Source organism: Mycobacterium sp. 852014-50255_SCH5639931, from assembly GCF_001665605.1.
GTDB lineage: Bacteria > Actinomycetota > Actinomycetes > Mycobacteriales > Mycobacteriaceae > Mycobacterium > Mycobacterium paraffinicum.
In genome coordinates, this window is the sequence record NZ_LZSV01000004.1 from 87,509 (window position 1) to 103,520 (window position 16,012).

A 16,012-nucleotide genomic window follows, 5' to 3' on the forward strand; every position below is an offset into this window, starting at 1 on the left:
CGGTCGATGTTCGGTCACGACGTAAACAGTGGGGAAACGTTCGGGGTGTCTTTGGGGTGTCGAGGTGCACACTCGGGGGTGCGGGTGCCGGCGACCCCAGTTTTGCCGCATCGTTTACCTGCGGAAACTGTTACTGGCCCGGCCGCCGTGGTGTTGAGCCCGGCGCCGCCCTCGGGATCGCTGGTGCATTGACTCGAAGGGAATTTTAGTGGGCCGGCCGGATTTGCCGGGGCTTGCGGGGAATAGTTGCGCGCTCCTACATAGGTTAGGCTACATTTACTAACCGTGACCGAGGTCAGCGTTCAGATGAGTTCCGCCGGCTCCACGTCATCGCCGATTCCCCTCCCCGCGCACGTCGACCCGGCCGACCTGGCCGCCGAGCTTGCCGCGTTGCTCCCCGAACGAGTCGGCGAGGAATACCTGCTCTACGAGCGCGGCGGTCAATGGGTGCTGGCCAGCGGTGTGCGCGCGATGGTCGAGCTGGACAGCGATGAGGTGCGGGTCATCCGGGACGGGGTGGTTCAGCGGCAGCAGTGGTCGGGGCGGCCCGGGGCCGTGCTGGGCGAGGCCGTCGACAGGCTGTTGCTGGAAACCGACCAACTCTTCGGGTGGATCGCCTTCGAGTTCGGCGTCTACCGCTACAAGCTGCAGCAGCGGCTGGCGCCGCGAACCCCGCTGGCTCGCGTGTTCTGGCCCCGCACGCGCATCGTGGTGGACCGGGAGGCGGTCCAGCTGTGGGACGCGACCGCGGCGCATCGCGACGCGGTACTCGGATTGCTGGGTGACGGTGTGCCGGAGGCGCGGCAGGCTCGCGCCGTCGACGTCATCGCCGACTCGTCTGGGTACCGCGATCGGGTGGCGTCGGCCGTCGGCGAGATTGCGGCGGGCCGCTACCACAAGGTGATCCTTTCCCGCTGTCTAGAGGTGCCTTTCCGGCTGGACTTCCCGTCCACCTACCGGCTGGGTCGTCGACACAACACCCCGGTACGGTCGTTCTTGTTGCGGCTGGGCGGAATTCGCGCCGTCGGCTACAGCCCCGAACTTGTCGCGGCCGTCCATGACGACGGCATCGTGGTCACCGAGCCGCTGGCGGGAACGCGGGCGCTGGGTCGCGGCGTGGCCCGCGACCGGCAGGCCCGCGACGACCTGGAATCGAACTCCAAAGAAATTGTCGAGCACGCGATCTCGGTGCGAAGCTCGTTGCAGGAGATGGCCGAGATCGCCGAACCCGGCAGTGCGGTGGTCGCCGACTTCATGACGGTCCGGGAACGCGGGAGCGTGCAGCACCTCGGCTCCACGGTCAGCGGGCGGCTAAGTCCGTCGCATGACCGGATGGACGCGCTGGAAGCGCTTTTCCCCGCGGTCACCGCGTCTGGCATCCCGAAGGCGGGCGGCGTGGAGGCGATCCTGCGCCTCGATGGCGCGCCGCGTGGATTGTATTCCGGTGCGGTCGTGATGTTTTCGGCCGACGGCGGCCTGGACGCAGCGCTGACGTTGCGGGCGGCTTACGAACGCGACGGCATGACATGGTTGCGGGCCGGGGCGGGCATCATCGAAGAGTCCACGCCGGAGCGTGAATTCGAAGAGACCTGCGAAAAGCTCTCCACCCTCGCGCCCTACCTGGTTCCGCGCCGGTAGCGCTTGCGCGACTGACTCGTGCCCCGTCGGAGCCGTCCGGCGGGGTGGCCCCATCCCCGCCATAGGGACCTTTGGCCCTAGTTCGCCGGCTTTCCGGCGTGTCATCTTTATGTAACCGCATGACACAGATACATTGTGCGTTACTTGACGGCACACATAACTGGAGGGCTTTGTGTCTAACGATCTGACCAACCTGCAGCTACTGCACGAACTCGAGCCGGTGGTCGAGGACCTGCTCAACCGCCACCTGTCGATGTTCAAAGAGTGGAATCCGCACGACTACGTCCCGTGGTCGGACGGCAAGAACTTCTACGCGCTGGACGGTCAGGATTGGGAGCCCGGACATAGCCGGCTCCCCGACGTCGCGCAGGTGGCGATGGTGCAGAACCTGCTCACAGAGGACAATTTGCCGTCGTATCACCGCGAGATCGCGATGAACTTCAGCATGGACGGCCCCTGGGGGCAGTGGGTCAACAGGTGGACGGCCGAGGAGGCTCGGCACAGCACGGCGTTGCGCGACTACCTGGTAGTCACCCGCGCCGTCGACCCCCTGGAGCTGGAGAAACTCCGGCTAGAGCAAATGACCCGGGGCTTCAGCCCGGGGCAGAATCAGCAGGGTGACATGTTTGCCGAGAGTTTGTTCGACTCGGTCATGTACGTCTCGTTCCAGGAGCTGGCCACCCGGGTCTCCCACCGCAACACGGGTAAGGCGTCTCAAGACCCCATCGCGGAGCAGCTGATGGCCAGGGTGTCGCATGACGAGAACCTGCACATGATCTTCTACCGGGACGTCAGCGGGGCGGGTCTGGACATCGCTCCGAACCAGGCGATGAAGTCGGTGCACCGCATCTTGCGCAACTTCAAGATGCCCGGATTCACGGTGCCCGAATTCCGGCGCAAGGCGGTAATCATCGCCGTCGGCGGTGTTTACGACCCGCGCATCCATCTTGACGAGGTGGTAATGCCGGTGCTCAGGAAGTGGCGCATCTTCGAGCGCGAAGACTTCACCGGGGAGGCCGCGCGGATGCGCGACGATCTCGCCGTGTTGGTCAAGGAGCTCGAGCAGGCCTCCGACAAGTTCGACGAATCCAAGCAGCGTTATCTCGAGCGCGAGGCCCGCAAGACCGAGAGGATCACCGCCAGCAAGGTACTGAAAACCGAAGGGACACTGACCCTGAGCGGGCACTGACAGTGATTTTCCGTTGACGAGGCTCTCGCCACTCCAATATGGCTTAGCCCGACGCCGTTTCTGCCGAAGAGCTGGACTCGAGGTAGTCGGCGAGTATCTGGCCCACTAGTGACTCGATGTTGGACTCGATCGACGACGCAAGCGTCGCGGTGACCGTCGCCACGGCTTGAGTGCGGAAGCGCACCAGCATCGTGATCAGCTCGGCGATCTCGGCATCCGGCGGCAACGGCTCGCCCGGCTTGATGCGGTCCAGCACGTGCTCGGCTCCGGCGCGCACCAGCATATCGCTGATCTTGTCGATTTCGGGCACGATCTGCTCGTGTAAGTCGACGAGCTTCTCCAATTTGACGCCGTAGCCGCGGATTTCGTTGAACGCCTCGATCAGTTTGGGGCGGGTGACGGTGGCTTGGGCTCCGTCGACCCGGATGACGTGCAGCGCTACCAGGCGCTCGAACGCGTCCGGGTCGTCGACGAGTCGCTGCGCCTCGGCCAGTGGCATGGTCTCCGGTTTCTCGGTGGTCCAGGGGCCCGCGATGGCGGTCTCCAGGCCCAGCACGTCGCCCAGGTTCTTGCCCTGCTCCCAGGCGCTGAGCATTTCGCGAACGTGGGCGATGTTGTATCCGCGATCGAGCATCGAGGTGATGAGTCGCAGCCGGGTCAGGTGGGTGTCGTTGAACAATGCGATGCGGCCGACCCGCAACGGCGGGGGGAGCAATCCGCGGTCGCGGTAGACGCGGATGTTGCGGGTGGTGGTGCCGGCCAGCCGGGCCAGGTCATCGATCCGGTACTCACCGGACGCGGGGACGCCGTGGGGGTGGCGGACCGCCGCGTCGAAAAGCTGCGAGACCGCCGTCTCAATCAATTGACGGTACTCCCGCGATTGGCGCCGAACGCGCTTGGGCGCGCGCCGCACGTTGTACAGCACGCTGGCGATGGTGCCGGGTTCGGGACGCGGCGGGCGGTCCGGTGTCATGCGTCAGCCCGACGCGGCGGCGAGCGCCCGGGTGCGGCGCGCCACCGCTTGGTAATCCTCGTAGCGGAAATTCCTCATCTGCCGAAGATACTGTGTCGCGAAACCCGGGTACATCGACCCGTTGTATCCGTCCTTGGTGAGGTACCAACTGCGGCAGCCGGACATCCACGTCGTCTTGGTGAGGCGGCGCTGGAGGCTGTCATTGTGGCGGCGCTGGACCTCTTCGCGCACATCGAGATAGCGCAGGTCGTTGTCGAGGATGGCGGTGATGCCGCGCACCGCGTACTCCAGCTGACCCTCGATGTAAACCAGCAGGGAGTTGTGCCCCGGCCCGGAGTTGGGTCCGGTCATAACGAACAGATTCGGGTACCCGTGCACGTTGATGCTCTTGTAAGCCTGTGCGCCATCGGCCCATTCGTCGGCCAGCGACCGGCCGCCGAGCCCGGTGACCGCAAACGGCGGTCCGGTCAGATGGACGTCGTAGCCGGTCGCGAAGACGATGCAGTCGAGGTGGTGCTCGATGCCGTCGCTGGTGCGGATACCGGCCGGGCTCATGGTGGCGATCGGCCAGTCGATGAGCTTGCAGTTGTCGCGCTGCAGAGCGGGGTAGTAGTCGCTGGAGACCAGCATGCGCTTGCACCCCGGCCGGAAGTCCGGCGTCAGCTGGCGTCGCAGCCAAGGGTCCTTCACCTGGGCGCGCAGGTGTGCCCGCCCCAAGCGCGCGGCCAGTGACGTCAGCGGCGTGTCCCACACCAGGGCCGTGGCGCTCGCCTCGTGACCCCAGAACATGGCCTGCCGCGCAAGCTGCTGGGCGGCGGGCACTTTGGTGAACAGGGCCTGCACGGCCGGCGGGGTGGCGGTGTCCAGGCGCGGCAGCACCCAGCAGGGGGTGCGTTGGAAAACCTTGACTAAGCCGGCCCGCTTCACCAGTTCGGGGATGATCTGGATCGCGCTGGCGCCGGTGCCGATGACGGCGACCCGCTTGCCCGCGAAATCGTAGTCGTGGTCCCAGCGGGCGCTGTGAATCTTGTGTCCGCGATAGCTGTCCAGACCGCGAATGTCGGGGAAGCTGACGTCCGACAGTGGTCCGGATGCCAGCACGACGGTGCGCGCGCGGAATCGCTTGCGGCGTTTGGTGGTTGCGGTCCAGATCCCGTTGTCCTCGTCGAAGGCGAGGCCGCTGACCTCATGGCCGAATCGAATGTGGCGCCGGATGTCGAATCTGGTCGCCATGTCTTCGAGATGCCGGCAGATCTCCGGGGCGGGAGAGTAGGTGCGCGACCACGTGGGGTTCTTGACGAACGAGTACGAATACAGCAGCGAGGGGACGTCGCAGCTGGCGCCCGGATAGGTTGTGTCGCGCCAGGTTCCGCCAACCCGGTCGCCGCGTTCCAGGATGGCGATGTCGTCGATTCCCGTGTCGGCCAATCGGATCGCGGCTCCCAGCCCGGTGAAGCCGGCCCCGATGATGAGCACCGCGTGGGTGCGGTCGTCTGTCATGGTCACGCCGCCGGCTTGTAGGTGAGTTCTTTGAACCAACTGGGCACCGGTCTCAGCAGCGTTTTGGGATAGCGATCCGACAGCCACACCATCGAACTGGCCAGGACCTGATAGGGGTGCCGCGGATTAACGACCATCGTGGCGTGCCGCTTGAGGAGCTGGTAGGTGGGCACGCGCCAGGTGTGTTCGCCACGCTCGCCAAGCTGCTTGAAGCGCTTGACCGCATTGTTCAGTCGCTCCGGCTCCAGTCCCATCTCGGCCATCTCACCGTAGATGCGTTTGAGCAGCGGAACGTACATGAGCATGCCGATGATGAGGCCCGGGGACGCCATGCGGCCGACGAGTTCGATGGCCATTCGGCGTGCCCTGGCGTGTCCGATCAGGTCGAGCACCTCGAAATCGACCGCGATGTGCCGTGATTCATCGTTGTTGATCTTCTCGAAAACTTGATGGCACACCGGGTCTTCCACGGTATCGAGCAGGAACTTCAACAGTGCGCCGTCGAGGGCCACCTCGAGCATCGGGATGACGGTGCCCAGCACGGACAGCGGCATGCTGTCGGAGAACGCGTCGAGCCACTCGATGGCCAGCCGGATGTTGATGTTCGGCTCGGGCAGTTCGCCCTCGTCGAGCATCCCCCAGCGTTTCATCAGCGCCATCTCCGCGTTGGCATGCCGTTGTTCCTCGGCGTGGAAATACCGGTAGATCTCCGCCAGGGTGGGGTCGGGCGCCTTCTTGGCCAGCGCCGCGAACCCACGGGCGCCCACGTTTTCGATCCAGCACAGATCGGCCATGAACGCCTTGAGCTTGGGGCGGAACTCCGGCCGGATGGTATCGGCACCGGGCGCGTCCCAATCGATGTCGGCGAGGGCCCATTGCCGATCCTTGATCTTGGCGAGCATAGCTTCCATGTCGATGGCCACCGGGAGCTCCTTTGCGTTGGGTGATCAGGGCAGGTTGATTCGGGATATCAGGCCAGCTGCGCGCGTATAGGCTTGCGGGGCCATGCGTTTGATGTTCCAGCCGATCTTGGCGTCGAGTTGCGGCATGCAGTACAGCTCGCCCCGGTCATGCGCGTCCAGGCAGATCCGCGCGACCTTGTCCGCCGAGAATCCGGTCCAGCGCATCAATCTATTGGCCAGCTGGCTGGATTCCTCGCTGATGCGCCCCGACTCGACGATGTTGGTCTTCACGAAGGTCGGGCACAACACCGTGACCCTCACCCCGGTGCCAGCCAATTCGGCGGCCAAAGTCTCCGAAAGTGACAGCACGCCGGCCTTGCTGACGTTGTAGGCGGCCATGCCCGGGGCCGCGCCGAATGCGGCCGCCGAGGCGACGTTGATGATGCCGCGGGCAGCGTGCGACGGACCCCGCAGGATCGGGGTGAACACATGGCAGCCGTGAATGGGCCCCCACAGGTTGATGCCCAGCGTCCACCGCCAATCGTCCAGCGGTGCATCGCCGATGGCCGCGCCGCCGGCACCGACACCGGCGTTGTTGATCACCAACGTCGGCGGCCCGGAGAACCAGGCCTGCGATTGCTCGGCCAGCGCCTGGACATCCTCGAATTTCGAGACGTCGCAACGGATGGCGATGGCCCTGGCGCCCTGTTCGGTGATCGTGTCGGCCGTCCGTTGGGCGGCGGCTTCGTCGATGTCGCTGCAGACGACAGCGCCGCCGCGGCGGGCGAGTTCGATGGCGAAGGCCGCGCCGATGCCGCTTCCGGCGCCGGTCACCACGGCCGACGCGGCGCGGCTGGGTTTCGACCTACCCAGCAATCTGTCCAACATCCCTCAGTGCACCTCCTGAGTCACGGCGCGCGCATCCTGCAACGCGTGGGCGATGAACCGCGCGACGTAGGCCACGGCCTTGGCGGCTTCGGGCGTCATGCGTGGCAGTGCCTGAAAGACGTGCACCTGGTGCGGCCAGATCTGCAGTTCGCATCGGCCGCCCGCGGTTTGGATGTCGATGGCAAGCTGCCGGGCGTCGTCTTGCAGCATCTCGGCTCCGCCGGCCTGGATGAGCGTCGGCGGAAGCGGCGGTCCGCCGGCCACATTGAGTGTCAGCCGCTGGTGGGCGGGGTCTACTCCGGCGTGATACATGCTGACCAGGCGAGCCGCGTCGACCGCCCGGATCGCGGGATCGCGACGCATCCGTTCACGGGCGAGGCACAGCGCGAAGGTGACGTCGTACAGCGGGGAGAACAGCGCCAGCGCGGCGGGGTGATCGGCGGCGATCTCGGGTTGCAGTAACAGGTCGACGGCCAGGTGTCCGCCCGCCGAATCTCCCGCGACCACAATTTGTTTCGGCGACACACCGCACGATTGCACCAGCCAGTCCCAGCCCGCCCGTGCGTCGTCGGCCGCGGTGGGAAAGCGGTGGCGGGGCGCGAGTCGGTAATCGATGCTGAACACCGGCAGGCCGGTCAAGGATGAGAGCCAGGATGTCAATCGCCGGTGGGTTTTCGGCGAACACACGGCGTAACCGCTGCCGTGCACGTAGTAGATGGCTTCCCCGGTTGTGGACGACCGCGGCGCCTCGCTCGTCGGCGTGCGCGGTCCGTATACCCATTCACCCTTGACGCGGCGCCCGTCGGGCAGTTTCGTATCGACGTGTTCGACGCGGGTGCCCGCCAGCGAGGGGCCGAACGTACCCATGATCCGGGCGACGATCTGGCGCGACAGCCATAACCCCCATGCCCGCTCCGGGGGTATCAGGCCCGTGACCGGCCGCAGGGTGTACGCACTTACCGCTGCCGCGCCGCGGGACCGCAATGACCCGCGGGCCGGAACGCCGTCCGCCATGTCACGCAGTCAATAACAAATGGTGACATTAGTCAATGTCAGTTTCGGGGCAGCTTTCAAGCAAGCTTGCGTCAGCTGACGGTTTCGGTCCGCGTACCCGCGCCGGCCGCCCCGCATCGTTCAATACCGCCGTCGCCAATTGGCTCAGATGTTCAGCTGTTACAAAGGCTGTTGCTCGGTTTGGCGTGACCACTGCACGACGTCGGAGAGCGGGCGTCGCGGCGTCGGCGGCAACGGGGCGGCGGTGTCTGGCACCCAGCCCAGCCGTAGCAGCATCTGGGGATACCCTCCCGCCCCCCACACCTCGTCGCGGACGGCGTCGCGCGTTCCCGGGATTTCCAGGGGTTCGGTGATCGGGCAGGTGGCCATTCCCATCGCCGTCGCGGTCAGCAGTAGCGCGCTGGTCGCCTCGCCGACGCGCAGCTGACCCAGACGGTCATCCGCTTCGCTGCCGAGCATCAGGATGACGGCATTGTCATCGGCGGGTGAGGCACCCGGCGGCTGCGCCAGGGCCGGTCCCGCGAAGATGCGGCCGGGTATCGGTGCGCCACAATCATGTTCGGTTGTGTTGCGAGCCGGCACACCGGCCCGGGACCGGTATCGCCCACTCCACCTGGCGAGTTCGACGAGGTAATCGCGGTCGGTCGCGTGAGCCAATGCAGCTCGCTTGACGATCTCGTGCAGCCTCTTCAAGGCATCGACCTGGCGCAGCGGCACTCCCATTCGAGCAGCCACGGCAGCCAGCGAGGCGATATCGCTCGGCGCAACCGGCCGGGCGCTGTAGGTCCGTCGGTCGGTTCGGCGCTGCGGGATTGCTGTCGCCAGCGTGATGTCGGTGCGATCGGGCGCGCAGGGGGATACCTCGATGGCGGCGAGGTGGCTGGGGTCGGCCGGATCGGGCAGGCGATGTACGTCGGCGAGCCAACCCATCGCCGCCAGGGCAACGACGCAATGGTTAAGCGCTGCACCGCAACTCAAGATCATGTCTCGGCCATCCGGGTCGGCGTTGGGTAACTGCATGCGTGAATCGGTGAAGAGGTGCAGGCTCGTGCGATCCACCCGCCACCGCCACGGTTGGGTGTTCTCGATGGACGGTGCGCGGACGGCCAGAGCGAGGACCGCATCGATGACCTCGTCATCCGGGAGATGCCGGGCATTCACAGCAACGGGACCCATAGCTACTCTCGCATCGAGGAGCGCGACCGCGTCGCTGATGTCTGTCCATGAAGCATCGCTACCTTCGCGATGATCGTGCTTCTTCACCGTGTCCAACATGACGGTCTCCGGTTTCCTCTTTGCTCGAGGCTTGCTCTTGCACCCCAACTAGTTTAGATGAATAATATCATTTAAATTAGTGGTGGGCAACCGGGCAAGGGGTGCTTGGGGCGGATGACCACAATGGCTAAAGACCGTCTGGGCGAGCGTCGCGAACAGTTGGCAGACGGCCGTCAACAGGCCGTTGGTTCGCTGAGCATGCTTTTGCTGCAGCGCATTTGGCCGCAAGATGCCGCCTTAGCTTGGGACTTTCGGCCCTGCTGCCGCGGTCGGCCGCGGCGGAGAATGGTGTTACTACTAGTTGCAGATAGTTCGGAGGTGGCGGTCGTGGATCAATTGACAACCCTCGACGCGGGATTTCTCAAGGCGGAAGACGCCGACCGGAACGTGAGTCTGGCTATCGGTGGTCTCGCGGTCATCGAGGGGCCGATCCCGGACCGTGATTCGTTGATGGAGACACTTGCTCAGCGGATCCGCACGTGCGACCGGTTCGGACAGCGCCTGCGAACGCGCCCGTTCGACCTCGGTGCACCCGAATGGGTGGACGATCCAACCTTTGATCTCGGCCGGCACGTACGGCGCGTCGCCTTACCACGGCCCGGCGACGACCGAGAGTTGTTGCAGCTGGCCGCCGACGTGATCTCCCGGCGCCTCGACCGGGATCGCCCGCTGTGGGAAATCTGGATCATCGAAGGCCTCAGCGACAACCGGTGGGCGATGCTCACCAAGATCCACCACTGCATGGCCGACGGAATCGCGGCCACCCACATGCTTGCCGGCCTATGCGACGACGGGATCGGCGAGAGCTTTGCAAGCGATATCCGCGCCGCGAAAGCGGCGAAGGTACAAGAACTCTCGCGAAGCGTATGGGGTGTAAATCCACTGAGCGCGTTGGGTGGTCTGTGGAACGCGTCGGCCACCATCACGGCGACGGCCGCCCGCACGGCATTGGGTGCAGCGGAAATTGCCGCCGGTTTGCTGCGCCCCACGACGACGTCGCTGAACGGGCCGATAACCACATTGCGGCGCTACGGCGTCGCGCGGGTGCCCCTCGCCGACATCGCGCAGGTCTGCCAAACCTTCGAGGTCACCATCAATGACGTTGCGCTGACCGCTATCACGGAGAGTTACCGCAACATCCTGGTTCAGCGGGGCGAAGCGCCGCTGCCGGACGCGATTCGCGCGCTGGTGCCGGTATCGATGCGGTCTGGCGATGCGTTGGCTAAGACGGATAACCGCGTGTCGGTGATGCTGCCGTACCTACCGGTCGACGAGGAGCACCCGATAGAGCGGCTGCGGACGGTGCATTCCCGCTTGGACCGCACGAAGTCTCACGGCCAGCGCCAGGCGGGTCACGCATTCGTGTCGATGGCCAATCGCATTCCCTTCCCGCTGACCGCATGGGCGGTCCGGTTGTTGACCCAGCTACCGCAGCGCGGTGTCACCACCTTGGCGACGAATGTCCCCGGCCCTCGTCTGCCACTGCAACTCATGGGCCAACGGGTGCTCAGTGTGTTTCCAGTCCCGCCGATCGCGATGCAATTGCGAACTGGGGTGGCGATGCTCAGCTATGCCGAGGACCTGTTCTTCGGTGTCCTCGCCGACTACGAGGCCGTGGCCGATATCGACGCCTTGGCGCGGGGAATCGAACTAGCGGTGGCGCGTCTGGTGGCAATCAGCAAGCAAAGCAAGAAAATACGTGGTCGTCGAGGACTGTCACTCGTCGTCAACAACTAGTCGGGCCCTGACCGCAGCAACCCGCTAGCGCGTTCATCGCTCGCAGCGCCTCCGTCGCCAAGCCGCCGCGGTGCGGCATATGATTTGCGATGACGAAGGAGCCTGCCGATGGATAAGATCTCGCTCACAGCACTCGCGCGCGAGCAGTTGGCGGCCGCGCGCCGAGCCTCCAGTGGCCGTAGCGCCCACACTGTCTACGGCGGTCACCAACACACGCTGCGACAAACCATGGTCGCCTTGACCGCCGGGTCGGAGCTGCATGACCACGACAGCCCCGGTGAGGCTACCTTGCAGGTATTGGAGGGACGCATCCGGCTGACAGCGCCCGAGACCAGCTGGGACGGCGCGCCGGGCGATCACCTGGTGATCCCGCCGAGCCGGCATGGGGTACAAGCCGTCAAAGACTCCGTCATCCTGCTCACCGTAGCCAAAGGTGTTCAGCTGAAGCAGGATTGAACAGATAAATGTGATGGTCCCGTTGCGGTGGGTTACCGCCCGGCCACCTCGATGATGCCGTGGGCCCCGCGTTCGGCGTCGATCATCGCGTGTGACACGAACGGGTATCGACCGGGCTGGCCGAAGGTCAATTCGACGAATCCACCTTGGGCCGCAAACAATCCGAGGGTCTGGGCACCGCCCGCGCCCGGGCCTCCCTTGCCTCCCAGCCGGTAGTCGCCCTCGGACCATACGGTGTCGAATTGGCCACCGACGACGTGGAACGAGGTGCCTCGGTTCGGTCCCGCGGCCAGCACCCAGATGCGAACGCGCTCGCCCACCCGCGCGGGCAGCGGTGCATGGTCGTATTGGCGGGCATAGCCGTTGAACACCACCAGGTCGGGCTTGTCCGCGGCAACCTTGTCGGCGTCGGCGTCTCCGCCGGGCGCGCCAAGGTACATCTCGGACTGGACGATCAGATACTCGTGGTCGACGCGCGGCAGGTCTGGCGGGTCGATGATCACCGCCCCGAACATGCCATTGGCGATGTGCAGTGACATCGGCATCGTCGAGCAGTGGTAGAGCCAGATACCCGCCCGCGTCGCGGTGAACCGGTATACCAGGCGCTGGCCGGGTTGGATGGTCCGCATCGGTTCGTCCGGGGCGAGTGCACCCGCGTGGAAGTCGATCGAATGCCCGGTACTGCCGTCGTTGACGAGGGTGATCTCGAAGACGTCGCCGACCTTGCCCCGCAACGTGGGGCCGGGGGCGGTACCCCCAAACGTCCAGAGCCGCTGGGTGATTCCGGGGGAGACCTCCCGTTGAATCTCGGCCACCGGCAGCGTCACGCGGTGCGGGGCCGCTGCCGGGGGCAGCGTGGCGTCGCGTGCGGCGAAGCCGGGAGCCGGGTCTGCGCTGAGGCTGCGCGCGATATCTGCGGCGGAGATCGGCGCGGAAGGCGCCGGGGCGTGGTGGCCCTGGTGTGTGGGGGGCATCGGCGCGCCGGTCACCCGGACCGAAAACGTCATGCCCATCTGCCGGTGTCCGGCCACCGCGCACCAGCCATCGAGGCTGGAACCGATCACCCCGGCATTGAGAACGGCCGACTCGCCCGGCGTGATCCGTCCGGTGCGGGTGCCGTTGGACAGCACCAGGTCATGTTGGTCGGTGCCTGTGTTGGCAAGGTGGATCTGCAGCCGGTCTCCGGCGGGAACCTCGACCGTGTCCGGCACGAAACGCATGCCCTGGATTCGGACCGACGCCGTGGTGGTGTGGCCCGTGGCGGCCACTGCCACCTGCGGCGAGGTACCAATTCCGAGAGACGCGGGGTCCGCGGCCACGGCGGCCGCGGTCGCCAGCACGACGACCGCGAGTCCGGCGGCGGCGATGCCGAGCCGTCGCCGCGGTGGTGAAACCTGTTGTGCGCCCGGAACCGAGGGCTTGTCGCGATCGCGGTGTACCCGCCACACCGCCCGAACCAGCAGCGGCAGAAAGGCCGCGTAGGACACCAGCACCAGCATGGATGCCGCGACCCGCACGAGACTCGGGGTCGGAAGAACGCAGAGCAGCAGCCCGGCGTTGGCGACCGTCAGCCGCCAAGGCGCCCCCCGCTCCAGCTCGGCTCCGGCCACCAGCGTTGCCGCACGCCCACCCATCACCACGGGCGCCAGGTAGGTCAGCGACCCGAGCAGCACCTGCACCAGAAAGCCGGCCAGCACCGGCGCGGTGAGTTTGCCGGCCGCCGCCACCGCCACCGGCCAGGTCGGCGAGATCGCCAGTGCGACGGTGGCGAAGGCCAGCGACCCCATCAGCCAGGCGACACCGGCCAATACCGACAAGGTCGCAAAGTCGTTGGGCCGCTTGCGGCGAATCTCGTCGAGGTGCGGTCGCAGGACGATCCCGACTGCACCCAGATACCCGACGGCGCCCAGGCCGGCGATCGGGGGCGAGCCCACCACCGCGCCACCGGCGGTGATGGCCAGGGAGGTCAGCAGCGCCGGCAGCCCGTGGCGGGCGGCCACCTCGACTCCGTTGGCCATCCGGGTGCGCAGCATCGTCGGCCACAGTGTGACGAGCGTGCCCAGCACCGTGAGCGCCACCCAGCCGAATAAGTTCAGCGCCGCATGCGCGATCACGAACCGCTCGTGGACATTGCCGGGCAGCGCCGGATTCGCCATCGCCACACCAAGTCCCACGCCGATCGCTAAACAGCCCGTCGCGGCGATGTAGTAACGGACGGTGACGCCGAAGCGGGCGGGCAACGCGGTGCGCAGCTGCCGCAGGAGTGTCGCTCCGTGCGCCAGGGCGACGACGCCGACCACGACACCGCCCGTCAACACCACTAGCCACCACCGGCCCAGCATGCCCGCGACCACCGTGACGGCGCCGGCGTTGAAGGCGGTGAGGTGCAACACTTCCGCCGTCCGTGCCGGATCGGGCGGCCGGCGCAGCAACGCATCGGCGAAATGGCGGCTCCAGATCAGGATGGCGTTGCCGGCCGCGCCGAGTGCCAGCAGATGGACCAGGAGCCAGCCGGACATCGGAAGGAACCGGTGCGCGATCGCCACGACGACGAGCGCAGCGAGCCAGGCGAACACGACCACCCCGACACGCAGATGCCATCCCGAGCGATTCATGCCGGCACCCGAGTTGCTGCGCGCGCCGCCGAATAACCGGCCACCGCAATGAATCCGAGGACAGCGAAGATGTTCAGTACGCCACCCGCGTGGAGTGCCCAGTGGACGCCGCGTGCGTCACCGACCGCCAGCCGAACCAGCAGCGACAGGTGCAACAGCGCGGCTGGGCCGTACATCAAAGGGGTGTAGGGCAGCGGGCGACGCAACACGGCGGGCAGGATCACGGGCGCGTGCGCCATGATCATCGAAAGCACAAAGCCGAGCATCACCGCGTGCACCACCGCGTCATAGCCGGCACCGGAACGGATTTGGCCGATGAGCAGCCAGGTCGACGCCGGCACCAGCAACCACACGTAACCGGCAAGCAGGCACAGCGCCATGTATCGGGTCAGGCCCGTCGCGCGCACGGTGTGGCGAGCGACATCGAACCGGCCCAGCCACACCACCGTTGCCAGCAGCGCCGCGCCGAGCACCGGGTAGCCGGGCACCGGCCACAGCAACGCGGCGACGGTACCGGCGACCATCACCACCGCGACGACGATCAGCAGCGTCTCGGCGGGGGTATCGTGCATCGTCACGCGGGCGAGCTCGAGGCGCTCGCCGACGATCGTGAGGATGAGAAAACCCGACAGCCAGGGCAACAGGTCGGGAACCGGCACACCGCCCAGCCACAACAGCGCCGCACCGGTCGCCAGCACCGCGCCGGCCACCTGGACCAGAATCGCGATGTCGGCAGACCGCCGCCACAACGACACATAGACCGCAACCAGCATCGCGGACCCGGCGAGCAGTAGCACACCGCCAAGGTTTCGGGGTGCCGGTCCGATCAACAGCACCGCACCGGCGCCGAGGAATGCCGGGCCCAGGTAGGCCCACCATCGACGCGCGGCCACGGCTCGCTCCAGCGCGACCACCGTGCCGACGAACCCGAGCACCAGTAGGACGCCGTGCACTTCACCCAGCCGCGTCGTCGTGAACGGTGCGGGCAGGCCGAGGAGCCCCAGCGCCGCATCGAGTCCGGCCAAGAGCGCGAACCCGCCGGGAACCAGTAGCAGCGCTCGGGCTGGGATTCGCCGGTCAGTCACCATGTCGCACAACGGGATCGGGCAGGAACAGCCGGCAGGCGCCGGGTTCGGCGAACGGAATGAGATCGAGTCCGCGGCCGCTGGGGGCGCCCAGCCGCTCCAGCATTCCCCCGACGATGCCGAGGTGGACCTGACAGACGACGGTGGGATAACGGCGTGCGGCGTCCAGCAACGGACAGCGGCGCAACGCGATGCCTCGCCGGGCGTCCGGGGCGCCTTTTTCGTCGTCGGGTGCGAAGCCGAGGCGGGTGAGCGCCTCGAGCACGGACTGCCGCGGATCGCTGCCGGCCTGATTCCCCTCGTCGATGAGTTCGCGCCCCCACTCGATGCCGGCGGCCCGCGCATCGCGCTCGGGGTGGGCGCTGGTGCGAGCCAGATGACCGGCCAGTGCGGTCGCCAGACCCGCGTAATCGCGGACCGCGACCGCGGGGTCGGCGGCCGACACGCGATACAACGTCGCCGGACGTCCGCGTCCGAGTGCGGTTGCCGTGGAGCGCTCCACAAGCCCGAGCCCAACGACCGCGTCGAGGTGTTCTCGAACAGTGTTGGGGTGCAGATCAAGGGCGGTGGCGGTGTCGGCGACCCGGACCGGGGAGTGCGCGCGCACGTATTCGAGTACGCGCAGCCGCTGCCCGGACAGCGCTACCGGGGACCGGAGCACCGGCGTCGGTTCGGGCCCCAGAACAGCCAAACCTTTTTTCACGGAATTTAGTGTAGTAAATTAGAGGGGAATGCACATA

General features: G+C 66.6%; 13 protein-coding genes. 4 read left to right on the plus strand and 9 right to left on the minus strand.

Annotated features, from left to right (window positions below):
* The first annotated feature begins 306 nt into the window (after window positions 1-306).
* Together A5758_RS03620 and A5758_RS03625 are read left to right on the plus strand one after the other, a co-directional pair.
* Window positions 307-1,638 (plus strand): salicylate synthase, encoded by a 1,332-nt coding sequence (locus A5758_RS03620; RefSeq protein WP_369816376.1) that lies wholly within the window; start codon window positions 307-309, stop codon window positions 1,636-1,638.
* A gap of 172 nt (window positions 1,639-1,810) precedes the next feature.
* Window positions 1,811-2,827 carry an acyl-ACP desaturase gene (locus A5758_RS03625; RefSeq protein ID WP_067203282.1) on the plus strand — a complete coding sequence of 339 codons (1,017 nt, stop codon included), beginning with the start codon at window positions 1,811-1,813 and terminating at the stop codon, window positions 2,825-2,827.
* 43 nt (window positions 2,828-2,870) lie between these two features.
* On the opposite strand, the gene A5758_RS03630 is transcribed toward A5758_RS03625, so the two are convergent.
* From A5758_RS03630 to A5758_RS03655, 6 genes are all read right to left on the minus strand, one after another.
* A complete protein-coding gene (locus A5758_RS03630) occupies window positions 2,871-3,800 on the minus strand; it encodes a MerR family transcriptional regulator (protein WP_067203280.1) in 930 nt (309 codons plus the stop codon).
* 3 nt (window positions 3,801-3,803) lie between these two features.
* Complete coding sequence (locus A5758_RS03635) at window positions 3,804-5,300, minus strand: flavin-containing monooxygenase (protein WP_369816377.1); 1,497 nt, start codon at window positions 5,298-5,300, stop codon at window positions 3,804-3,806.
* 2 nt (window positions 5,301-5,302) lie between these two features.
* Window positions 5,303-6,223 (minus strand): reductase, encoded by a 921-nt coding sequence (locus A5758_RS03640; RefSeq protein WP_067736566.1) that lies wholly within the window; start codon window positions 6,221-6,223, stop codon window positions 5,303-5,305.
* Between the two features lie 24 nt (window positions 6,224-6,247).
* Window positions 6,248-7,090: an SDR family NAD(P)-dependent oxidoreductase gene (locus A5758_RS03645; RefSeq protein WP_067736570.1), complete on the minus strand. Its 843-nt coding sequence runs from the start codon at window positions 7,088-7,090 to the stop codon at window positions 6,248-6,250.
* Between the two features lie 3 nt (window positions 7,091-7,093).
* Complete coding sequence (locus A5758_RS03650) at window positions 7,094-8,104, minus strand: alpha/beta hydrolase (protein ID WP_082939560.1); 1,011 nt, start codon at window positions 8,102-8,104, stop codon at window positions 7,094-7,096.
* A 159-nt stretch (window positions 8,105-8,263) separates the two neighbouring features.
* Window positions 8,264-9,280 carry an NAD(P)H nitroreductase gene (locus A5758_RS03655; RefSeq protein WP_067736573.1) on the minus strand — a complete coding sequence of 339 codons (1,017 nt, stop codon included), beginning with the start codon at window positions 9,278-9,280 and terminating at the stop codon, window positions 8,264-8,266.
* A 426-nt stretch (window positions 9,281-9,706) separates the two neighbouring features.
* Between A5758_RS03655 and A5758_RS03660 the strand changes: the two genes are divergently transcribed.
* Window positions 9,707-11,116 (plus strand): wax ester/triacylglycerol synthase family O-acyltransferase, encoded by a 1,410-nt coding sequence (locus A5758_RS03660; RefSeq protein WP_067736766.1) that lies wholly within the window; start codon window positions 9,707-9,709, stop codon window positions 11,114-11,116.
* Between the two features lie 108 nt (window positions 11,117-11,224).
* Window positions 11,225-11,572: a cupin domain-containing protein gene (locus A5758_RS03665; protein WP_067203269.1), complete on the plus strand. Its 348-nt coding sequence runs from the start codon at window positions 11,225-11,227 to the stop codon at window positions 11,570-11,572.
* Between the two features lie 32 nt (window positions 11,573-11,604).
* Here the strand turns inward: A5758_RS03665 and A5758_RS03670 are convergent, their stop codons facing one another.
* From A5758_RS03670 to A5758_RS03680, 3 genes are read right to left on the minus strand one after another with little or no spacing between them, the layout of a single operon-like run.
* The gene (locus A5758_RS03670; protein WP_067736576.1) at window positions 11,605-14,187 is read right to left on the minus strand and encodes a multicopper oxidase domain-containing protein; all 2,583 of its coding nucleotides are present in this window, start codon (window positions 14,185-14,187) and stop codon (window positions 11,605-11,607) included.
* The gene (locus A5758_RS03675) at window positions 14,184-15,275 is read right to left on the minus strand and encodes a hypothetical protein (protein WP_197503719.1); all 1,092 of its coding nucleotides are present in this window, start codon (window positions 15,273-15,275) and stop codon (window positions 14,184-14,186) included. Before A5758_RS03675 ends, A5758_RS03670 begins: the two co-directional genes overlap by 4 nt.
* The gene (locus tag A5758_RS03680; protein WP_067203261.1) at window positions 15,265-15,975 is read right to left on the minus strand and encodes a metalloregulator ArsR/SmtB family transcription factor; all 711 of its coding nucleotides are present in this window, start codon (window positions 15,973-15,975) and stop codon (window positions 15,265-15,267) included. The genes A5758_RS03675 and A5758_RS03680 overlap by 11 nt, the downstream gene beginning before the upstream one ends.
* Window positions 15,976-16,012: the final 37 nt, after the last annotated feature.